This is a genomic window from Glutamicibacter sp. HZAU, from assembly GCF_004100365.1.
In the GTDB taxonomy this organism is placed as follows: Bacteria; Actinomycetota; Actinomycetes; order Actinomycetales; family Micrococcaceae; genus Glutamicibacter; species Glutamicibacter nicotianae.
The window spans coordinates 366,488-385,174 of the sequence record NZ_SCKZ01000003.1 but is presented as its reverse complement, the minus strand read 5'-3'; the positions used below and the strand labels follow the sequence as shown (position 1 = coordinate 385,174).

Below are 18,687 nucleotides of genomic sequence, written 5' to 3'. Positions count from 1 at the left end.
AGTCGGGGTGACAGGATTCGAACCTGCGACCTCACGCTCCCAAAGCGCGCGCTCTAGCCAAGCTGAGCTACACCCCGATTAGCCAGGAAGCTGCATCCTAGGATGCCCGCCTCCAACTAACCGTATTTCTTGAATAGTGAAGATTTCTCAATCGCCATTACTCACGAGACTTGATTTCTCAAATCTCAATTCCATGACCAGACTCCTCCAGTCATAAAGTCGGGGTGACAGGATTCGAACCTGCGACCTCACGCTCCCAAAGCGCGCGCTCTAGCCAAGCTGAGCTACACCCCGGTGAAGTTCAGAAGAAAGCTTGTTTCATCTGGACAAACCGCTTTGTAATCGGCTCGGGAATTTTTTGTTTCCCGTGCTGATCACAAGAAACTAAGTTACACGGGTTCGAACCAAAAGCAAAATCGAGGATTTTGCAAGTAGCACAATGACATCCGCGTAATTGCGCGGTTTTCCCCGTTTCACCTGCCGGATTCGTTCCAGAAATCGCATATTCGTGAGTTGAATTACAAGTGTATTCTCAACCTTCAGAATCCTCGTTCCCGGGTCAACGGACGCCGAGATCCCTCAAGGGAACCCACTGCCAGAGCCGTAAGCATAGCCAAATCGATAGTCCAGAGATTTGTGCACGTACGCTGCGCCTTCAAAAAAGCCGGCAGTAACCATGGGCAAATGCCGTGCACCGAGGCAACTTGGTGATTCCCGGTTCACAATCTGGAAATCCGGCAAAATGCTCAAGCGATTGAAAGCGTATTTCAAGCAGTCGATGGATCAGCTCGCCGGAAAACAGCTAAGCAACACCCAGGGCCGACCATTTGGAGACGTCGATCGGATAAGGGCAGGCCGTTCGAGGCAACCGGCACCTCAGAATAAAAAGTTTGGAAGAACGTGATTTTCTGCCGGGCATGCGAAAAGGTCCCGCACAGCGGAACCTTTTCAAACGGAGGGGATGACGGGAATCGAACCCGCGTCATTAGTTTGGAAGACTAAGGCTTTACCATTAAGCTACATCCCCATTTCGAAGCACCTGTGCTTCGAACAAGATTCAGTCTAGACCATAAAACTCTTGCTTTGCAAATCGAGGATTCCACCTCTCACTTGGGTCCTCTCCCTTAGCACCAGCACGAAGGACTGGTCGGCAAAACACACCGATAAGTCGGAACGAAAAAAATTCCGCCCGTCTCATCGTGACGCTCACCGACTAAGTCGAGTTTCGTTGACGAGGCTTCTTCTGGCAGCGCGGACACCAATACAACTTCCGAGCCGCGACTTCAGCCAGGGAAATCCGGGCCGAGCATTTACGGCACTGCATGCCTTGCCGTTGGTAAACGTAATACGCGTTGTCCGGCCAAATCACGCACTGAGGGTCCCGGTCCTCGGGCAAGGTAGTAATGATCTTGCCATCGCGAACACCGTCTTCCATGACGGAGACGATGTCCCACCAAAGTTTCTTGGTTTTCTGAGCACTTAGCTCATTCGCTGGCAGCGCCGGAGAAATTCGATTCCGGAATAATGCTTCGGCACGGTAAATGTTCCCAACGCCGGAGATGACGGACTGATTCATTAGCGCGACGCCGATGGGACTCTTCGTCTTCAACAGATTGGCACGAAATTCTTTGTGCCCTGCTTCAAGCAATGTTTCGGAGTCCGCGATGTCCGCTTGGCCCTTGGCAGCTCTAAACCGAACCGCAGAGCCAATCAATGGATCCGGCCCTAGCTTATTCAGGTGCGCTTGAACCCTGCCATGGTCCAACACCTCGCACGCCGTTGGCCCACGCAAATCCGCCCAACCATGCTCGGAAACAATTCGTGCCCGTACTGCGCCAACCGGCGCAGGCGGCCCGTTGTACGATTCAGCGTCGGAAGTGGTGCCTGTTTCGCTTTCGCCAATCTTCCGTGGCGCACCGATCGACGAGGCACCAGTAAAGTGCTGATCGCCGCCGAAACTGAAGGCGCCATAGAGTCCCAAATGCACGCGAAGATACAAATCGTTGGAAAAACGGCAGAATAGTTGCTTGCCTTTGGCAAAGGCGTGCTCTAGCTGATGGCCATCGATTCGTTCTGCATCAGAACTGAAACGGCCTTGTGGGGACGAGACGAGAACCGTTTGCCCGCCAAAGACATCGTCGAATTGGCGGGCAAGGCGGTGAAGGGAATGTCCTTCCGGCACGACTACTCGATGACCTCGCCGGTAGTCTCGTATGCTGCGATCTTGCTGATGCGGCGTACATGGCGTTCAGCTTCGCTGAATGGCTCCGCAAGGAAGGCCTCGATAAGTTCTGCTGCTTCTTCCACCGAGTGCTGGCGCCCGCCTACAGCGATTACATTTGCATTGTTGTGTTCACGGGCGAGCTTGGCGGTGTCCAAGTTCCATGCCAGTGCAGCACGGATACCCTCGACCTTGTTAGCCGCAATCTGTTCGCCATTTCCCGATCCACCCAAAACGATGCCCAGCGCGTCCACGCCGGCACGCTGGTCTTCGACGACCGCTAAGGCAGCGTTGATGCAGAATGCCGGGTAGTCATCCTCTGGGTCGTAGGACTTCGGACCATGGTTGACCATTTCGTAGCCCTTGGCCGTCAGGTGCTTCACTAGGTAGTCGCTGAGCTCGAGTCCTGCATGGTCAGTGGCGATATGCACGCGCATAATCGATTGCCTCATTTACTTGGGAGGGGTCTTTTACTGTCCTATCTAGGATAGCGAGCGCAGCACTCACTCTCGCTACTTCGCAGCCCCACACCCGGAGTATTAACCCAATAAGTCTTGCGCTCGTCCCAAAACACGCAATTTATGGGAGTTATTGGAAAATTGAGTAAATTGTTCGGCCCAATGACTTGCGCAATGCCCGGTCGCTGGTGACACAATGGACAGATATTCAATATTCATTTCACAACTTCCGCTGATGGATAACCATCACCAAGAATTGGAGAACCCATGCCAGGAATGAACCTCACTCGCGCGGAGGCCAGCGAACGCGCGAATCTGCTCAATGTTGACAGCTACGAGGTAAGCCTGGATCTCACTCAGGGTGAGCGCGTCTTTTCTTCAAAAACTACTGTTCGCTTCACCGCCACTGCCGGCACGTCGAACTTCATTGATGCAGTCACCGATTCGGTACGCTCGATCAATCTCAACGGAGTAGAGCTGGATCCTGCCGAGCATTCCGATGGCATCCGCATTCAATTGCCGAACCTCGCTGCAGAAAACCTGCTGGTGATTGACGCAGACGCGCTGTACATGAACACCGGCGAGGGCCTGCATCGATTCGTTGACCCAGTGGACCAGGAAGTCTACCTGTATACCCAGTTCGAGGTTGCGGACTGCCGGCGCATGTTTGCTGTCTTCGAACAGCCCGATTTGAAAGCCACTTTCCAGTTCTCGGTTACCGCACCAAAATACTGGAACGTAGTCTCCAACGCGCCGACTCCAGAGCCAATCGAAAACGGCGAGTCCGCTACCTGGGACTTTGCGCCGACCCAGCGCATCTCCTGCTACATCACTGCCCTGATTGCTGGCCCCTACCAAGTGGCCCGCGATTCCCTGGTTTCCTCCAGCGGACGCACCATTGAGCTCGGCGTATTCGCCCGCGCATCAATGATGCAATACCTGGACGTAGAGAACATCGTGACCATCACCCGACAGGGCTTCGAGTTCTATGAGAAGAACTTCGGCACTCCGTACCCGTTTGAGAAGTACGACCAGCTTTTCGTGCCGGAGTTCAACGCCGGGGCCATGGAGAACGCGGGAGCGGTGACCTTCCTCGAAGAATACGTCTTCCGCTCCCGGCCCACCGGCGCCATGGTGGAACGCCGCGCAATCACCATCCTGCACGAACTGGCCCACATGTGGTTCGGCGACCTGGTCACCATGAAGTGGTGGAACGATCTGTGGCTGAACGAATCATTCGCCGAGTTCATGTCCACGCTGGCCGCAGCGCAGAACACCGAGTTCACCAGCGCCTGGACCACCTTCAACACCTTGGAGAAGAACTGGGCCTACCGCCAGGATCAGCTGCCATCCACCCACCCAATCGTCGCCCCGATCAATGATCTGGAAGACGTCGAGGTCAACTTCGACGGCATCACCTACGCTAAGGGCGCTAGCGTTCTGCGACAGCTGGTAGCGTTCGTGGGCCAGGAAGAATTCATGTCAGGCGTGCGCGAGTACTTCTCCAAGCACGCCTGGTCAAACACCGAGCTGCCAGATCTGCTCAAGGAATTGGAAGCAGCCAGCGGCCGCGATCTGAGCGGTTGGGGCTCTCAATGGCTGGAAACTGCTGGAGTGAACACGCTCAAGGCGGAGATGGCTATCGATAACGACGGTGTCATCTCTTCCTTCGCCATCCGCCAGTCCGCAGTGGCGGAGTATCCGACCCTGCGCCAGCATCGTCTAGCAGTAGGCTTCTACTCTCTTGACGAGGCTGGCGTGCTGCAGCGAGTGCACCGCGAAGAACTTGATATCGATGGCGAACTCACCGAAGTTCCAGCGCTTGTTGGCCGGCAACGTCCAGATTTGGTCCTGCTCAACGACGATGACCTGACGTATGCCAAGATTCGCTTGGATGAAGTTTCCCTGGCTACTGCCACCGAGCATCTGAAGGACTTCGAAGAGTCGCTGCCTCGGACCTTGGTCTGGTCTGCGGCCTGGGATTCCGTGCGCGATGCCGAAGCGCCTGCGAGCACCTACGTCCAATTGCTGCTGAACAACATTGGCCACGAAGTAGATTCCACCGTGATCATGGTGCTGCTGCGCCAGCTGAACACATCGCTGGACCTCTACGTCGCACCCGAACACAGCGAAGAGCTTTCGGTTCAGGCTGCAGACCGTCTGTGGCAACTGGCCTCCGAGGCTGAAGCCGGTTCAGACGCACAGCTGCAGTTCGTAAAGGCCTTTGCCCACCGCTCGCGCACCACCGCGCAGCTGGACCAGGTCAAGAGCCTGTTCGACGGCTCGGCAAGCATGGCAGGCCTCGTTGTGGACACCGATTTGCGTTGGTCCTTGGCCATTGCGCTGAGTGCTGGCGGCTACATGAGCGATGCCGATCTCGACGCCGTTCTGGCCAACGACGATACTGCCAAGGGCAAGGCGTCGTGGTACACAGCGCGGGCTTCCCGACCCACTGCTGAATCGAAAGCAGAGGCATTCGCAGCTGCAACCGCAGCCACCCTGTCCAATGATCAGCAAAGCGCAGTTATTACCGGTTTCAACAACGTGCACGACAACACGCTGATCGCCGGCTATGCGGAGAAGTACTTCGGGTTGCTCGTCAATGCCTGGGAATCCTACTCCCACGAGATGGCTAAGCAGATCGTGCTGGGCTTCTACCCTAGCTCCAACGTTTCGGAGGAAACCTTGAAGCAGACGGATGAATTCCTGGAGTCCTTGGGCTCCAAGCACGCCGCGATGCGCCGATTGCTGGTGGAGTCGCGTGCCGACGTCGTCCGCGCGCTAGCCGCACGCAAGGCCGATGCGTAGGTTCTAGGATTCTAGGGTCGTTCAGGTGGTGGCTTCTTCCGCTCAATGCGGAAGTAGCCACCACCTTGTGGTTAAAAGTGGGAGAATGGATTCATGGACCTCTCGCAACATGAATACCGGGTGGGCCTCGAATGGACCGGCAATCGTGGAACCGGAACCGAAAGCTACCGAAGCTACGGTCGCGACCATGTATTGCGTGCATCGGGGTTGCCAGAATTGCCAGGCACCGCGGATCCAACCTTCCACGGGGATCGCGATCGCTGGAATCCAGAACAGCTTTTGCTAGCTGCCCTGAGCCAATGCCACATGCTCTCGTACCTCCATGTAGCAGTCACCCATGGCGTGAATGTGACCGCTTACACGGATGATGCCTATGGAACTTTGCGCCTTAACCGAGATAACAGCGGTGAGTTCACTCAGGTCATGCTGCGGCCCACAGTCCATCTTGCCGATGAATCCCAGCGCGAGCTTGCCGATTCGCTCCACGCCCAAGCAAACAAGGTTTGCTTCATCGCCCGGTCTGTCAACTTCCCGGTTCTCCACGAGCCGGTTGCCCCTAGCGCCTCCTGAGGAAACTTACGAATGACTGAAAACCAGCCCACGGCCTCCGACCGCAAGAAGGATCCCTTCAGCAATCCGTTGGTTCTAGGCCGCTCCAGCCAAGAGTTCTTGGATGCCGCAGAGGTACCGATTGATGTTGCCGACTTCCCGGGAACCTTTTATGCAGAAGTCGGCGGCCGTGAGGTATTCGCGCAGTTAACGAAGAATTTCTATAGTTCAGTTGCCGAAGATGCAGACTTCCGGCGGATGTATCCGGAAAAGGAACTTCATGCTGCACAGGTTCGACTCCAGCTGTTCCTGGAACAATACTGGGGCGGTCCAACGACTTTCTCCGAGCATCGTGGTCATCCGCGACTGCGCATGCGCCATGCCAACTACCCAGTGAACAGCCACTATCGTGACGTGTGGCTGGGCCACATGAATAAGGCTATCGACCAACTCGAGCTGCCGATGCTGCAAGCAGATACTTTGCGCGATTATTTTGAGCGCGCAGCCCACTCGCTGCTGAACACTCCGGACGGACACCAGAGCCTGCTCTAGAAAATATGGACTAGAACCGCCAAACGGCGAATTCTGGTCCATTTCTCTAATTCGGCTTAGCCGAGCAGTGAAGCCTTGCGCACCAGGACGTGCCCTCGTTCGTTGCTCAGTCGAGTCCAGCTGCCGTTGCGAAGTACTCGGCACTGTCCGCCAGGAATCAAGAATCCCAGCGCATGCATGGCAAATGCAGCGCCCATCGGCAGTTCCATTCCCACGTCCGGAACCTGTGTCGACCAGACTCGCTGGCGCACCTGCACTAGCACCGGCAATCCAGGGTTTTCGGGCAACGCCTGGGCCACGGCGTCGATGCCGCTTTGAGCTGAGGACGACAATGTGTCGTTCGCTACGGCTCCAGCGTCTTCCCAACCGGAAACGGGAACTGAGATCCCGGCCCATTTTGGATTCTCTTCAACCGGCGGGAGGGAGAATTCAACGGACGTCTCCCCCATGCGGGCAAGGCGATCTTGAATGGAAGCCAAAGAGTAACTGGCATTGACTTCCGCAGGCTGGGCCAGGCGATGCACGCGCATCCCGAGAATGGTGTAACCACCCTGCCCTAGATCAGCAGGGACAAGAATCGGTACATAGACTGCTAAAGCCGTCTTTCGGGCGACGAATTGGGCCGCGCCATCCTCAATCGTTTTCGCGCGGCTAATAAAGTTCGCTAAGTCGCTTACTGAATTGCTGTCGTCGAAATTCACTGCATCACTCGCCATACATTCATAATCTCACGTAGCCACGACGATGTGCGGCGAGTTTGCTCATGGCGTGATATCGACCGAGGATACGTATAGTTTTCCTATGAGACCGAATTTCCATGAGAAATTGTTACTTTCAAGTAACATTGACCCTGGTTCAGTTCCATTAGCGCATGACGAGGAGCCCGCACAGTGACCGAAGACTTAGGCACCACACAGATCCTGCTGGATCTATTGAACCTGGATGGAGAAGACCAGGCGCGCACAGATGAGGATATCTTCATCGGTCATACCCCTGCTCAGAATCGACCCCGCGTTTTCGGAGGACAGGTTCTAGCCCAGTCCATCATCGCTGCCACGCGCACCATCGAGCCGACCCGTGCCATCCATTCCCTGCACGGATACTTCTTGCGCCCGGGAGACCCGAACCAGACCATTACCTTCGGCGTACAGCGCTTGCGCGATGGCCGCTCATTCTCCGCTCGCAGAGTGCACGCTTACCAAAACGGCGAACCGATCTTGTCGATGATCACCTCGTTCCAAGAGCCTGCCATCGGCTTGGAGCATCATGATCCGATGCCCATCGATGTCCCAGAGCCGGAGTCGCTTCCGACGACAGCGGATCTCGTGGGCCACTTTGACCACCCGGTAGCCAAGGAATGGGCATTCGAACGGCCCTTCGATGTACGTCATGTTTCCGAACCGATTTATCTACCTGGCAATTCGAGCAAGATCGCCGATAGCGCGGTCTGGCTCCGCACTACGTCGGCAATGCCAGATGACTTGTCGCTTCACCGCGCAGCTTTGGCGTATGCCAGCGACTACATGTTGCTTGAACCCGCCCTGAGAGCCCATGGTGTGCCGTGGGTTCATCGCGGGTTGAGCATCGCCAGCCTCGACCACGCGATGTGGTGGCATCGAGATTTCCGTGTTGATGAATGGCTGCTCTACGTACTTCATTCTCCATCGGCGTCTTCAGCCCGTGGGCTTGGAACTGGAAAGTTCTACAACAAAGCCGGCGAGCTGGTCGCTACCGTCGCCCAAGAAGGCATGATTCGCCTGCCCGAGTTCTCGGACGGACACTAGTTACTTATCTGAAGCGCAGCGCCCGTGCAGTTCATGCTCCTAATTCAATGTCGCCCGCTGGCACAGCCATGCAGGTGAGGATCTGGTCTTGTTCCACGCGGGCGCTTGGCTCTAACGGGTACGAGACTCTGCCCCTCAGAAGCTTCACAGCGCACTCGCCGCACGAACCCGAACGGCAAAGGCTTGCAGGTTCAACGCCTTGATCTTCGAGTGCTTCGAGCAATACGCCGTCTTTGGCACTCCAAGTAAATGACCTTCGGCTGTCACGACAAGTGACCTCCGCGGATGGATAATCCTCGAATAGCCTGTCCAGATCGGTTGTTGGCGAGGCGAAGATTTCACGGTGAATCTGCGAAGCCGGAATTCCCGCTCGTTCGCATGCCTCAAAAACCATACTGGTGAATTTTTCCGGTCCGCACATCACTACGCTGTCACAACCCTGTAGATGCCGTGCTATCTCAGCAGGCCCGGGCCTGCCCTCAGTAGTGTCGATTCGGTTCAGGCAGATTGACGATTTCAGCTCAGAAGCCATCTGCTCCAAACGGGAGTACAGAGCGCTGGCTCTTCCACGTTCAACATGAATGATCCGCAACTTGCGGCTGTCATTGGCCGCAGACGCATCGCCGAGCAACCCCAAGGCAGGGGTAATGCCAATACCTGCGCTGACAATCGCGGTGCAGGCACCCAAGACCTTGGTCGAGGTCAAGACCCCGTAGGGCCCCGAAACTAGAACTTGCTCTCCCTCATTCAACTGTGCAATTTTGGTTGAGGCTTCGCCCTGGACACGCACATCGATGCCGATCCTCGGGCCAGCCACGGATGTAATGGTGTAATTTCTCCACAGAGGGCCCGGCAGGTGAACCCTCAAATGCATCCCCGCTTGATAGTGCTCGCCAATCCATCCGAAGGGATCTTCAAGCAGGAGTTCGAACACTCCGGCACCCAAGTCCTGATTCCGCAATACGGTCATGAACCGTGGCGAAACCTTGGATGGCACGAGTTCTTCAGCTCCGGATGAATCGTCTTCTATTTGAATCTCAGCGCCAGTCTCCAAGACGCCCGAATCCAAGACAGTTCCGTAAATGCCACAGTGGATATGGCCGAAATAAGTCGCCAGCAAACGTGGTCCATTCGTATCCACTTCGGTTGACACCGGATTTACAGATGTCGCTGAGCAGCGAGCGATCGACTTGGTGATAGCAATACGGACATTACCTATGCGCAGCACTTTTCCAATCAGCCCGTACTCTGCGTAGGCCGGCAACCCGTCAATCAACAGGTTCCCACGGTACCGGCGCGGATCCATGTGCACACCTGATACTCTCGATAGTTCCGCAACCGTATTCGGGTTAATGATCGAAATGCCGGACAGGCGGGAATCAAACATTCCTTGCGGGGCAGAGACTAATTTTCGCGGAATAGGTCCCTGCGGTGGCAAGTATTTCGACAGGTACGCACGAGCGGCATCCATGTCAGCTTGGTTATTCACGTCAAACCTGAGAGGCGCAGCACCGGTCGAAACCGGGGCTGTCATGGTGATCAGTGGAGGCTGCGAATGGACCCGCCACTTTTGCAAGCTCTTGTTGTTCTTGAGGATCGTGAAGCTAAGGCAGCTCTCCCACTGGTCTTCGCGATGCATGATGGTGCCATTGCCAAAGGCAACACGACGGTCGCCTTCCAGACCGCTTCCTTTACTCACGGCCGCCGAGTCAATTTTTTCGCCCGGCAATCCCTTAATAGGGAAACGGAATATTTGAGCAATCCTCATGGTGGCATTCTAGCCAGACCTGGGTTCTTTGCGAGAATTCGCAACGGGCCGCATCGAAGTCAACCGCGCATTTATGGAAGTTTCGAGCCAGCTTCTAGGCCTGGCCTGCTGCTATTCCGATTCGTTCGCAACAGCTACAGGAGTATCCAATCGCCGCGCTCCCGCGCCCTCATGCGCTAATTGGTCTTCCGGATTCAGCAGGCTGCAGGCCTGCATCGATAGGCAGCCGCATCCGATGCATCCCATGAGCCGATCTTCTAGCTCCTCAATAGCACGTCGCCGCGCTTCGAGAACTTTCTTCCACTCTTCAGTTGCCCGCAACCAATCGTTTTCTGTAGGGATTTTCCCCATCGGCACTGGCGCCAAGGCACGCTTGATGTCGCTGAGTGGAATACCTAATTTGCTGCCCACAGTGATCAAAGAGATCCGCCGCAACAGGTGGCGGGGAAAGCGTCGCTGATTCCCAGCCGTTCGTGTAGCCGCGATCAGGCCAATTTCTTCGTAGTAGTGCAGAGCGGATCTGGCCACGCCGGTGCGGTCACTGACTTGACCGATACTGAGCAGTTCTTGCCCGGGATAATCATTTGCACAATCGCCATGTTCCGCTGTGTGAAGCATCACTCGCCCCTTCCTTGACCTCAAGTTTACTTGAGGTCTTAGGGTAGAGGTATTCAAAGTTGTTGGCAAAGGCTCGGGCTTTTGCATCAGTTACTGGGGTTGGCACTCTAACTTCAGGCAAAGGAGCTACTCAGTGAGCGAATTATCAATTGACTTCCGCACAGCTTTCCGTCATCACCCGGCTGGAGTAGCACTAATAACAGCAACCGTCGACCAGGCATATTACGGCTTAACGATCTCTTCTCTGGCCTCGCTGTCAATCGATCCAGTTGCCGTTTCGTTTTCGCTGGCAAAGGAATCAGGAGCAGCCGGCGCCGTACTTGCCGCACAAAGCTTCGTCATCCACTTACTTGGAGAAGACCAGCAAGAGTTGGCTGGCAACTTTGCCCAGCCCGGTGCCCCGCGATTCACGAGTGATCAAAACTTCCGGATCCTCCCAACCGGTGAACCGCACTTTATTGAAGCACCGGTTGCCTTTCGGGCTAGCATTCACTCTTCCATTAGCATTGGAGGTTCCCGACTGATCGCGGCTGAGGTCCACGAAGTCCTCCACGGTCAACGGCTGCAGCAACACTTGGTCTACCAGGATCGAGAGTACCTGAAGCTCTCCGAATTGCGTGCTGCTTCCGCATCAAATTAACAGATGCGGGCAACACAGGGCATAAAATTAGCCGCCACATTCATGGCGGCTAATTTTATGCCCTTTTATTAATCACGGGTCAGGCGGCGATGGGTGACGCGGTGCGGCTTGGCCGCATCGGCGCCCAGTCGTTCAACCTTGTTGCTCTCGTAGGAGTCAAAGTTGCCCTCGAACCAGTACCAGTTCGCCGGATCTTCCTCAGTGCCCTCGTAGGCCAGGATGTGGGTCGCGACTCGGTCCAGGAACCAACGGTCGTGCGAGACCACGACAGCGCAGCCTGGGAACTCGAGCAATGCATTTTCCAACGACGAAAGAGTTTCGACATCCAAGTCGTTAGTAGGCTCATCGAGCAGCAACAGATTGCCGCCCTGCTTAAGGGTCAAGGCCAGGTTGAGGCGGTTGCGCTCACCGCCGGAGAGCACACCTGCCTTCTTCTGCTGGTCTGGCCCCTTGAAGCCGAAGGCCGAAACGTAAGCACGCGACGGCATCTCAACCTGTCCGACGTTGATGTAGTCAAGACCGTCCGAGACTACTTCCCACAACGACTTCTCAGGGTCAATATTCTCGCGGTTCTGGTCGACGTAGGAAATCTTGACGGTGTCGCCGATCTTGAGCGTTCCGCCGTCAAGCTCTTCAAGTCCAACAATGGTCTTGAACAGAGTCGACTTGCCAACACCGTTAGGACCGATAACACCAACGATGCCGTTACGTGGCAGGGAGAACGATAGGCCATCGATCAGCACACGATCTCCGAAGCCCTTCTTCAAGTTCTCGGCCTCGATGACAACCTGGCCAAGACGCGGGCCCGGTGGGATCTGAATTTCCTCGAAGTCGAGCTTGCGGGTGCGCTCGGCCTCCGCTGCCATTTCTTCGTACCGTGCCAAACGGGCCTTGGACTTGGTCTGCCGGCCCTTGGCATTCGAACGAACCCATTCAAGTTCTTCTGCCAGGCGCTTAGCGAGCTTCTGGTCTTTCTTGCCCTGTACTTCCATGCGTTCGCGCTTCTTCTCCAGGTAAGTGGAGTAGTTGCCCTCGTATGGGTGCAGGCGACCACGATCAACTTCACAGATCCATTCGGCGACATGGTCCAGGAAGTAGCGGTCGTGGGTTACGGCCAATACCGCACCTGGGTAAGATGCCAGGTGCTGTTCCAGCCACAGGACAGACTCGGCGTCCAAGTGGTTAGTGGGCTCATCGAGCAGCAGCAGATCCGGCTTCTGCAGCAGAAGCTTGCACAGTGCTACGCGTCGACGTTCACCACCGGAGAGGTGGGTGACTTTCTCGTCGCCCGGTGGGCAGCGTAGGGCGTCCATTGCCTGCTCTAGCTGGTTGTCGATGTCCCAAGCGTCGGCTGCGTCGATCGCTTCCTGCAGCTTGCCCATCTCTTCCAGGAGTGCGTCGAAATCGGCGCCTTCCTGAGCCATCTCCTCAGAGATCTCGTTAAATCGGGTGATCTTTTCGTAGATTTCGCCGACGCCTTCCTGGACGTTGCCCAGAACGGTCTTTTCTTCATTCAGCGGCGGTTCCTGCAAGAGGATGCCTACCGAGTAGCCGGGTGAAAGACGTGCTTCACCGTTCGACGGGGTATCGAGTCCCGCCATGATCTTCAGGATCGTTGACTTACCAGCGCCGTTTGGGCCCACGACACCAATTTTGGCACCGGGGAAGAACGACATGCTGACATTGTCAAGGATGACTTTGTCACCAACGGCCTTTCGGGCCTTGGTCATCGTGTAAATGAATTCCGCCATACCTTTAAGGCTAGTCGGTTACCGTGGTCATTTCCGAATCCACACACCACTATTTTGAGTTGGTGGTGCCCGGATTCACACGAAACCATCGAACACCACCAAAACGTGCTTGCTTAGGCCGCTTCCCCATCATCGTTTTGCCAGCTTCCTTCGGTGTCCGCCGAGCGTGATGGATGCTGAACTCGATCGATTTCGCCGGTGTCTGCCCGCACTCGGCTGAATGAACTGGTCCCGAAACGAAGATCGTGACCAATTGAATACGCTTCGATGTCTGCGCTGATTCCGCGAGTTCCATCGGCGCGTTCAAAGTCCCGGATCTGCAGTTTTCCAAAAATCATAACGTGGTCGCCTTGAGCCAACGATTCCATGGAGTTCTCCCCCAGTGTGCGGAAGGCCGAGACGGCATACCAATTGGTCGGCCCATCAGCCCACTGCCCGGTTTCAAGGTCGCGTTTACGCTCATGTGTAGCTACGCGGAATTTCAGGATTGAAACGCCCTTCGGCGTAATGCTGAGTTGAGGCTCCGTTCCAACAATGCCTCGGATTGTCACAAGGTCACTCATGAACCTGTCTCCTTCTTGATCCGAATGCCAGAAACTTTTTCTGCCATTGAATCTGATGGTGGCCCACTAAAACTGACGATGGTATTGAAATCAGCGGAATGGGGATAAGTTCTTTGTTCTTTGCTGCTTGAAAGCCCCGATCGAAATCATTACAGCTATGACAAGACTTGGGAGTATCCAGCCGGACCACCCTAAAATGGACCCCCTTGTAGCATCCAGTGGTACTCCCATCACCATGAACAGCGAGACGAGTCCGGCGCTCGCATTGAATGCGCCGTGTGCTAAGGCCGTTGGCCACACGGAATCGCTGTAAGTTCGCAACCAACCAAGGAAAGCACCAAATACGATGCACATGCCGCACATGGCCAGGACACCCCATGGCCCCGTCGCCATCGGATAGTTGTACCCCAGCAGAACCAGTGGCGCATGCCAAGCGCCCCAGATAGCGCCGGATATCAAGATGGCAGGGAGCTGTCCGTACGGTTGCAACCGAACCCAAAGCCAACCACGCCACCCGATCTCCTCGCCTAAGGCGAACAGTGTGTTGAAAAGACTGGCGATAACTATCACCCCGGCTTGCCCAAGGAGGTACCTGGCTGGTCCGGCCTCGCCGGAAACGAAATTCAGAACTGTAAAGCTCTCCAGATCCCCGGGGAATACGCCTAGCCACGTTCCGACGAGCGGTGCCTGGAGAATGAGCGCTAGCGGAATCACGTAAGACAGCACCAGAGCAATTAGGAACTTTCCAGGTCGCTTGATAGGCCATAGCCCGACATCGGCGAGGAAAGTCTTCACCCGTCGCTCTGCAATTGTGATCATTAGGGCGGCTACTGTCGGGGTAAACATCATGGCCGTGGCGATGCCCGGCAACCGGGCATCGTTGATGCCATCTCCTAGCCAAAGTGGAAGTGCAACCGCCCAGGCCAGCGCAATGCTGAGGACACAGAAGCAAACGATGCTCAAAATGCCACCGATTCTCAATTTCGGCAACTTAACTACCCCAGATCAGATGATGATGCGCGTACATCTCACCAGCCTAACGGCCTCAAGTCGTATTTTTGGGGAACAATGAGCTAAACTATTTTCGGTTATGCCTCCGTAGCTCAGCTGGATAGAGCAAGAGCCTTCTAATCTCTAGGTCGCGCGTTCGAGTCGCGCCGGGGGCACAATAATAAAACCGCCGTTCACTTGGCAAAACAAGCGAACGGCGGTTCTTTCATAGGCCTACAACCAAGGCAAATCCTGCTTTTATACCACAATTTGCACCACAGTTTTTGTTGTTCTATTTCAGCGCTTCCACCAGTGCTCGACCTACCTGGCGTCCACTGAACAAACAGCCTCCCAAAAAAGTACCTTCGAGTGCGTTGTATCCATGCATCCCTCCTCCGCCGAACCCGGACGCCTCACCGGCTGCGTAGAGTCCATCAAGAATCCTCCCATCGCCTTTCAGGACTCGGCCAGACAGATCCGTCTGCAATCCCCCAAGGGATTTTCGCGTCAGAATATGCAGCTTCACTGCAATTAACGGCCCGGCAGCAGGATCAAGAATCTTGTGCGGGGCTACCGCTCGGGTGAGGCGGTCGCCAAGGTACTTGCGAGCGTTGCGGATCGACTGAATTTGCTGATCCTTACTGAATGGGTTCTCAATTTGTGAATCCCGTACAAGCAAATGCTGGCGGAGACGCTCCGGCTCGACAAATGCTTCGGGCGCGATGGCATTCATCTTCGTTGCAAGTTCTTCCACGGTGGTAGCCGAAACGAAGTCAGCACCTTTGTCCAAGAAGTCTTTAACTGGCGCCGGCGCCCCTTTGCCGAAGATCCGGTCTTTCACAACCCCGGCCTTGTCCCGATTAGTCAGGTCCGGATTCTGTTCTGAGCCGGACAGTGCGAATTCTTTCTCAACTATTCGCTGGTTCAGCACGAACCATGAGTAGTCGTACTTTCGCGCAATTGGATCCGTTCGAAGATACTTCAGCGTGCCCAGAGTGTCATGCCCCGGAAGACACGGTGCTTTGAGCCGGTTTCCCTCTGCGTCGAACCACATGGAACTAGGACCAGGCAGGATTCGTATTCCGTGTGACGGCCAAATCGAGTTCCAATTCTGAATTCCCTCGGTGTAATGCCACATTCGATCCCGATTGACCAAACGCGCACCAGATGCCTGCGCTAGCTCGATCCCGCTTCCATCAACGTATTCCGGAACCCCGGTGATCATGCGTTCTGGTGCATCGCCAAGGCTGGTGGGCCAGAATTTTCGCACCAAGTCGTGGTTCCCGCCAATTCCACCAGTCGCAATGACCACTGCCGCAGCCGAAAATTCGAATTTGTCTAGGACGGTTCTGGTGGATCCCTGTCCCCGCGGAGCGTCATCTGGCAACAAGACCTCGCCACGAACACCGGTGACCGAGCCGCCAGTAGTCACCAGCTCGGTGACTCGGTGGCGATTGAGCAATTGAACTTGCCCCATGCGCAGTCCTTCGCGGATCCTGTCGGCGAAGGGTTCTGATACGCCAGTCCCGGTTCCCCACGCGATGTGAAATCGCGGTACCGAATTCCCATGGCCCTCGGCACGACCATCGCCGCGCTCAGCCCAGCCCACTACTGGTGTCAGATCAATACCTTTTCGCTTGATCCAAGATCGTTTTTCAGTGGCCGCGAACTCGACATAAGCTTTCGCCCACCGGTGCGCCCACACATCCTCATCTCCCAAGCGGTCGAATTGAGCGCTATGTTGCCAATCCGACCACGCAAGATCAAATGAATCGTGGACACCTAAACGACGTTGTTCCGGGGTGTCAACCAAAAACAATCCACCGAAAGACCAGTAGGCCTGGCCGCCAAGATTCGCCGAGTTTTCCTGATCTAGGATCCGGACTTTTAGACCGGCATCAAGTGCTTCGGATGCGGCCACCATTCCAGCCAGTCCCGCACCGATTATCAGTACACCGCCAAATTCGGAACCCATCGGATTATTGCCACCTCGGATGGTATGTAGTGAACGATTATTTACCTAGAGCCTACTTGCTGGTGAGCAAAGTCACCATGGCTATATGCCCCGCCCCGATGCACCTGACTGGCGCAGATTGCTTCGCGAGAACCTCTCCCTTGGCCCGGTGCAGGCCTTCGATTCTGTGAATCTCATGATCACCAGCGGTGCAACGGCGCATAATCGAATGGAATTCCGACTGAACAGTAACTTATCCCTATATTTTGAGATAAACTCTAGGAATTGTAGAAATCGAAAGGGATAGTTTCTGATGGCCCAACTGGTCGCCCACCTCGCGCGACAGCGAATCACGGAACGCACCAGCATCAACCTAATATTCCTTCTTGCAGGATTATCTTTTGCGACTTGGGCGGGCCGCCTGTCGATCATCGATACTGTTTTCGACTTCTCTGGCCTAAGCCTCGGGTCGTTCTTGATCTGCAGCACCGTCGGCACGCTGCTCGGCATCTCTCTCATTCCAACTATCAGTAAATTTGTACCGACGCGACGATTATTGTGCTGCCTACCCATTGGACTCGCAGCATGCTTGGTCATACTCGGCATCGCTATCTCCGTAACAGCGAACGCCGCGCTTGCCTACATTGCGCTCTTCTTATACGGGCTCACCTTTGGCTGCCTGGACATCATGATGAATGTCAGCGGAGCGCAGGTAGAGCGAAAAGTGGGGCGCAGCATCATGCCTTCCCTTCACGGATTCTTCAGCTTGGGAACACTCCTCGGTGCCGGTCTGGCAACTGCAACCATCTCGATGCACATTCCTAGCGTCTGGCACTTTTCCCTAGTATCAGGACTCATTGCCATTCTCGCCTACATCGCCCATAGGGGCGTCACTTGCTGGGAAAACGAGAACTTCGTTCCTAGCAACCAAGATGCCCGCCAAGGTCCGGCGCAGGCCACCAGGAAGAACTGGCTATTGCTATTACTGGGTGTAATGGTCGCCGGACTGAGCTTCACAGAAGGTGCGGCCAATGATTGGATCGCCGTAACTTCAGTTGACGGACACGGCTTCGAACATCGAATCGGTGCACTCATGTTCACCCTGTTCGTCGCCGCAATGACGCTGGGACGCTTTGTCGGCGGACGCCTTGTGGACCGGTTCGGTACGAAGAACACTCTCCTGATCATGGGACTTATCGGACTGCTCGGTGTTTCCCTATTCATCACCGGAACAAACCCGTACCTCGTTGGCCTCGGTTCAATGATGTGGGGCTTGGGCAGTTCACTTGGATTCCCCCTTGGCATGAGCATTGCCGCTTCCCGCGGCGAACGGCTTGGCCCCAAGGCTGTGAGCATCGTGAGCGCTTTTGGCTATGGCGCGATGCTCGGTGGGCCGCCTTTTATCGGCTTCATCGTCGATACGCTGAAGCTGCCTCAGGCACTGTGGATCTGCGCGGTTGTGCTCGTTACTTCTTTGCTATTGACACCTGCGGTCACTCGCATCGGCAAGCCGGCGGACAAGAACTCCTAGACCGGCAGCATGGCTCGCTCCTTGATATTCCGCATGACGATGGTGCTTGTCAGCTTTTCCACCCCAGGCAGATCCACAAGTACCTCGTCGTATACGCGCTGGTAATGCGGCAGGTCATTGGCGAAAACACGAAGCAAGAAATCTGGTTCGCCGAAAAGTCGTTGAGCATCAACTATTAGCTCCTCACGCTCTACGGCTAATTCAAAGTGCTTCAGCTGCGCTCGATCTTTCAGGGTGACGAAAACCAGGGCTTCGAACCCTAAACCTATGAGCCCAGGGTCAATCACCGCTTGGTATCCGCTGATCACCCCCTTGCGTTCAAGTTCTCTGATCCGTCGATGGCAGGGGGCCACAGATAGTCCGACTTTCGCCGCTACTGCAGTTGCACTCATGCGCCCGTCGTTCTGCAGTTCGACCAAAATCGCTCGATCTAAATCATCCATGAATTCAGATTACTCCACAAATAATTTGCGCAAAACTCATTGGGTTCCCATTTTTCT

At 55.4% G+C, this 18,687-nt stretch carries 16 protein-coding genes and 4 tRNA genes; 7 read left to right on the top strand and 13 right to left on the bottom strand.

The features are described from left to right. Positions 1 to 2: 2 nt before the first annotated feature. The 5 genes from EKH49_RS06505 to EKH49_RS06485 form a co-directional block, all read right to left on the bottom strand. Positions 3 to 77, bottom strand: a tRNA-Pro gene (locus EKH49_RS06505). Positions 78 to 219: 142 nt separating this feature from the next. Next, positions 220 to 294 (bottom strand) — tRNA-Pro (locus EKH49_RS06500). 662 nt (positions 295 to 956) lie between these two features. Then, a tRNA-Gly gene (locus EKH49_RS06495) sits at positions 957 to 1,027 on the bottom strand. A 186-nt stretch (positions 1,028 to 1,213) separates the two neighbouring features. Then, positions 1,214 to 2,182, bottom strand: a complete 969-nt coding sequence (locus EKH49_RS06490) for an Fpg/Nei family DNA glycosylase (protein WP_128470176.1) — start codon at positions 2,180 to 2,182, stop codon at positions 1,214 to 1,216. A gap of 2 nt (positions 2,183 to 2,184) precedes the next feature. Further along, positions 2,185 to 2,658, bottom strand: a complete 474-nt coding sequence (locus EKH49_RS06485) for a ribose-5-phosphate isomerase (protein ID WP_038990807.1) — start codon at positions 2,656 to 2,658, stop codon at positions 2,185 to 2,187. Positions 2,659 to 2,946: 288 nt separating this feature from the next. Between EKH49_RS06485 and pepN the strand changes: the two genes are divergently transcribed. The 3 genes from pepN to EKH49_RS06470 all read left to right on the top strand — a co-directional run bounded on the left by pepN (position 2,947) and on the right by EKH49_RS06470 (position 6,588). After that, entirely contained in the window at positions 2,947 to 5,487 is a 2,541-nt protein-coding gene (pepN, locus tag EKH49_RS06480; RefSeq protein WP_128470175.1) for an aminopeptidase N, read from the top strand. A 93-nt stretch (positions 5,488 to 5,580) separates the two neighbouring features. After that, positions 5,581 to 6,057 (top strand): OsmC family protein, encoded by a 477-nt coding sequence (locus EKH49_RS06475; protein ID WP_038990805.1) that lies wholly within the window; start codon positions 5,581 to 5,583, stop codon positions 6,055 to 6,057. 12 nt (positions 6,058 to 6,069) lie between these two features. Then, positions 6,070 to 6,588 (top strand): globin, encoded by a 519-nt coding sequence (locus tag EKH49_RS06470; RefSeq protein ID WP_128470174.1) that lies wholly within the window; start codon positions 6,070 to 6,072, stop codon positions 6,586 to 6,588. A 56-nt stretch (positions 6,589 to 6,644) separates the two neighbouring features. Here EKH49_RS06470 and EKH49_RS06465 read toward each other — a convergent pair whose 3' ends face one another. Beyond that, positions 6,645 to 7,289, bottom strand: a complete 645-nt coding sequence (locus tag EKH49_RS06465) for a hypothetical protein (protein ID WP_128470173.1) — start codon at positions 7,287 to 7,289, stop codon at positions 6,645 to 6,647. Positions 7,290 to 7,478: 189 nt separating this feature from the next. On the opposite strand from EKH49_RS06465, the gene EKH49_RS06460 reads away from it, so the two are divergent. Further along, positions 7,479 to 8,372, top strand: coding sequence for an acyl-CoA thioesterase (locus EKH49_RS06460; protein WP_038990804.1), 894 nt, complete (start codon positions 7,479 to 7,481; stop codon positions 8,370 to 8,372). 31 nt (positions 8,373 to 8,403) lie between these two features. Here EKH49_RS06460 and EKH49_RS06455 read toward each other — a convergent pair whose 3' ends face one another. Both EKH49_RS06455 and soxR read right to left on the bottom strand, forming a co-directional pair. Beyond that, on the bottom strand, positions 8,404 to 10,140 hold the full coding sequence (locus tag EKH49_RS06455; protein ID WP_128470172.1) for a 2Fe-2S iron-sulfur cluster-binding protein: 1,737 nt from the start codon (positions 10,138 to 10,140) through the stop codon (positions 8,404 to 8,406). Positions 10,141 to 10,251: 111 nt separating this feature from the next. Beyond that, on the bottom strand, positions 10,252 to 10,758 hold the full coding sequence (gene soxR, locus EKH49_RS06450) for a redox-sensitive transcriptional activator SoxR (protein ID WP_128470224.1): 507 nt from the start codon (positions 10,756 to 10,758) through the stop codon (positions 10,252 to 10,254). 133 nt (positions 10,759 to 10,891) lie between these two features. On the opposite strand from soxR, the gene EKH49_RS06445 reads away from it, so the two are divergent. Beyond that, a complete protein-coding gene (locus EKH49_RS06445) occupies positions 10,892 to 11,398 on the top strand; it encodes a flavin reductase family protein (RefSeq protein ID WP_161567463.1) in 507 nt (168 codons plus the stop codon). 68 nt (positions 11,399 to 11,466) lie between these two features. Here the strand turns inward: EKH49_RS06445 and ettA are convergent, their stop codons facing one another. From ettA to EKH49_RS06430, 3 genes are all read right to left on the bottom strand, one after another. Next, positions 11,467 to 13,149: an energy-dependent translational throttle protein EttA gene (gene ettA, locus EKH49_RS06440; protein WP_038990800.1), complete on the bottom strand. Its 1,683-nt coding sequence runs from the start codon at positions 13,147 to 13,149 to the stop codon at positions 11,467 to 11,469. A gap of 113 nt (positions 13,150 to 13,262) precedes the next feature. Continuing rightward, positions 13,263 to 13,712, bottom strand: coding sequence for a single-stranded DNA-binding protein (locus EKH49_RS06435; protein WP_066138692.1), 450 nt, complete (start codon positions 13,710 to 13,712; stop codon positions 13,263 to 13,265). A 90-nt stretch (positions 13,713 to 13,802) separates the two neighbouring features. Further along, entirely contained in the window at positions 13,803 to 14,675 is an 873-nt protein-coding gene (locus EKH49_RS06430) for a CPBP family intramembrane glutamic endopeptidase (RefSeq protein ID WP_128470170.1), read from the bottom strand. Between the two features lie 129 nt (positions 14,676 to 14,804). Here EKH49_RS06430 and EKH49_RS06425 point away from each other — a divergent pair. Continuing rightward, positions 14,805 to 14,878 (top strand) — tRNA-Arg (locus tag EKH49_RS06425). Positions 14,879 to 14,994: 116 nt separating this feature from the next. Here EKH49_RS06425 and EKH49_RS06420 read toward each other — a convergent pair. Beyond that, positions 14,995 to 16,677, bottom strand: a complete 1,683-nt coding sequence (locus EKH49_RS06420; protein WP_128470169.1) for an FAD-binding dehydrogenase — start codon at positions 16,675 to 16,677, stop codon at positions 14,995 to 14,997. Between the two features lie 292 nt (positions 16,678 to 16,969). On the opposite strand from EKH49_RS06420, the gene EKH49_RS06415 reads away from it, so the two are divergent. Beyond that, positions 16,970 to 18,187: an MFS transporter gene (locus EKH49_RS06415; protein WP_128470168.1), complete on the top strand. Its 1,218-nt coding sequence runs from the start codon at positions 16,970 to 16,972 to the stop codon at positions 18,185 to 18,187. Here EKH49_RS06415 and EKH49_RS06410 read toward each other — a convergent pair. Further along, on the bottom strand, positions 18,184 to 18,630 hold the full coding sequence (locus tag EKH49_RS06410) for an Lrp/AsnC family transcriptional regulator (RefSeq protein ID WP_128470167.1): 447 nt from the start codon (positions 18,628 to 18,630) through the stop codon (positions 18,184 to 18,186). The genes EKH49_RS06415 and EKH49_RS06410 overlap by 4 nt on opposite strands. Between the last annotated feature and the right edge of the window lie 57 nt (positions 18,631 to 18,687).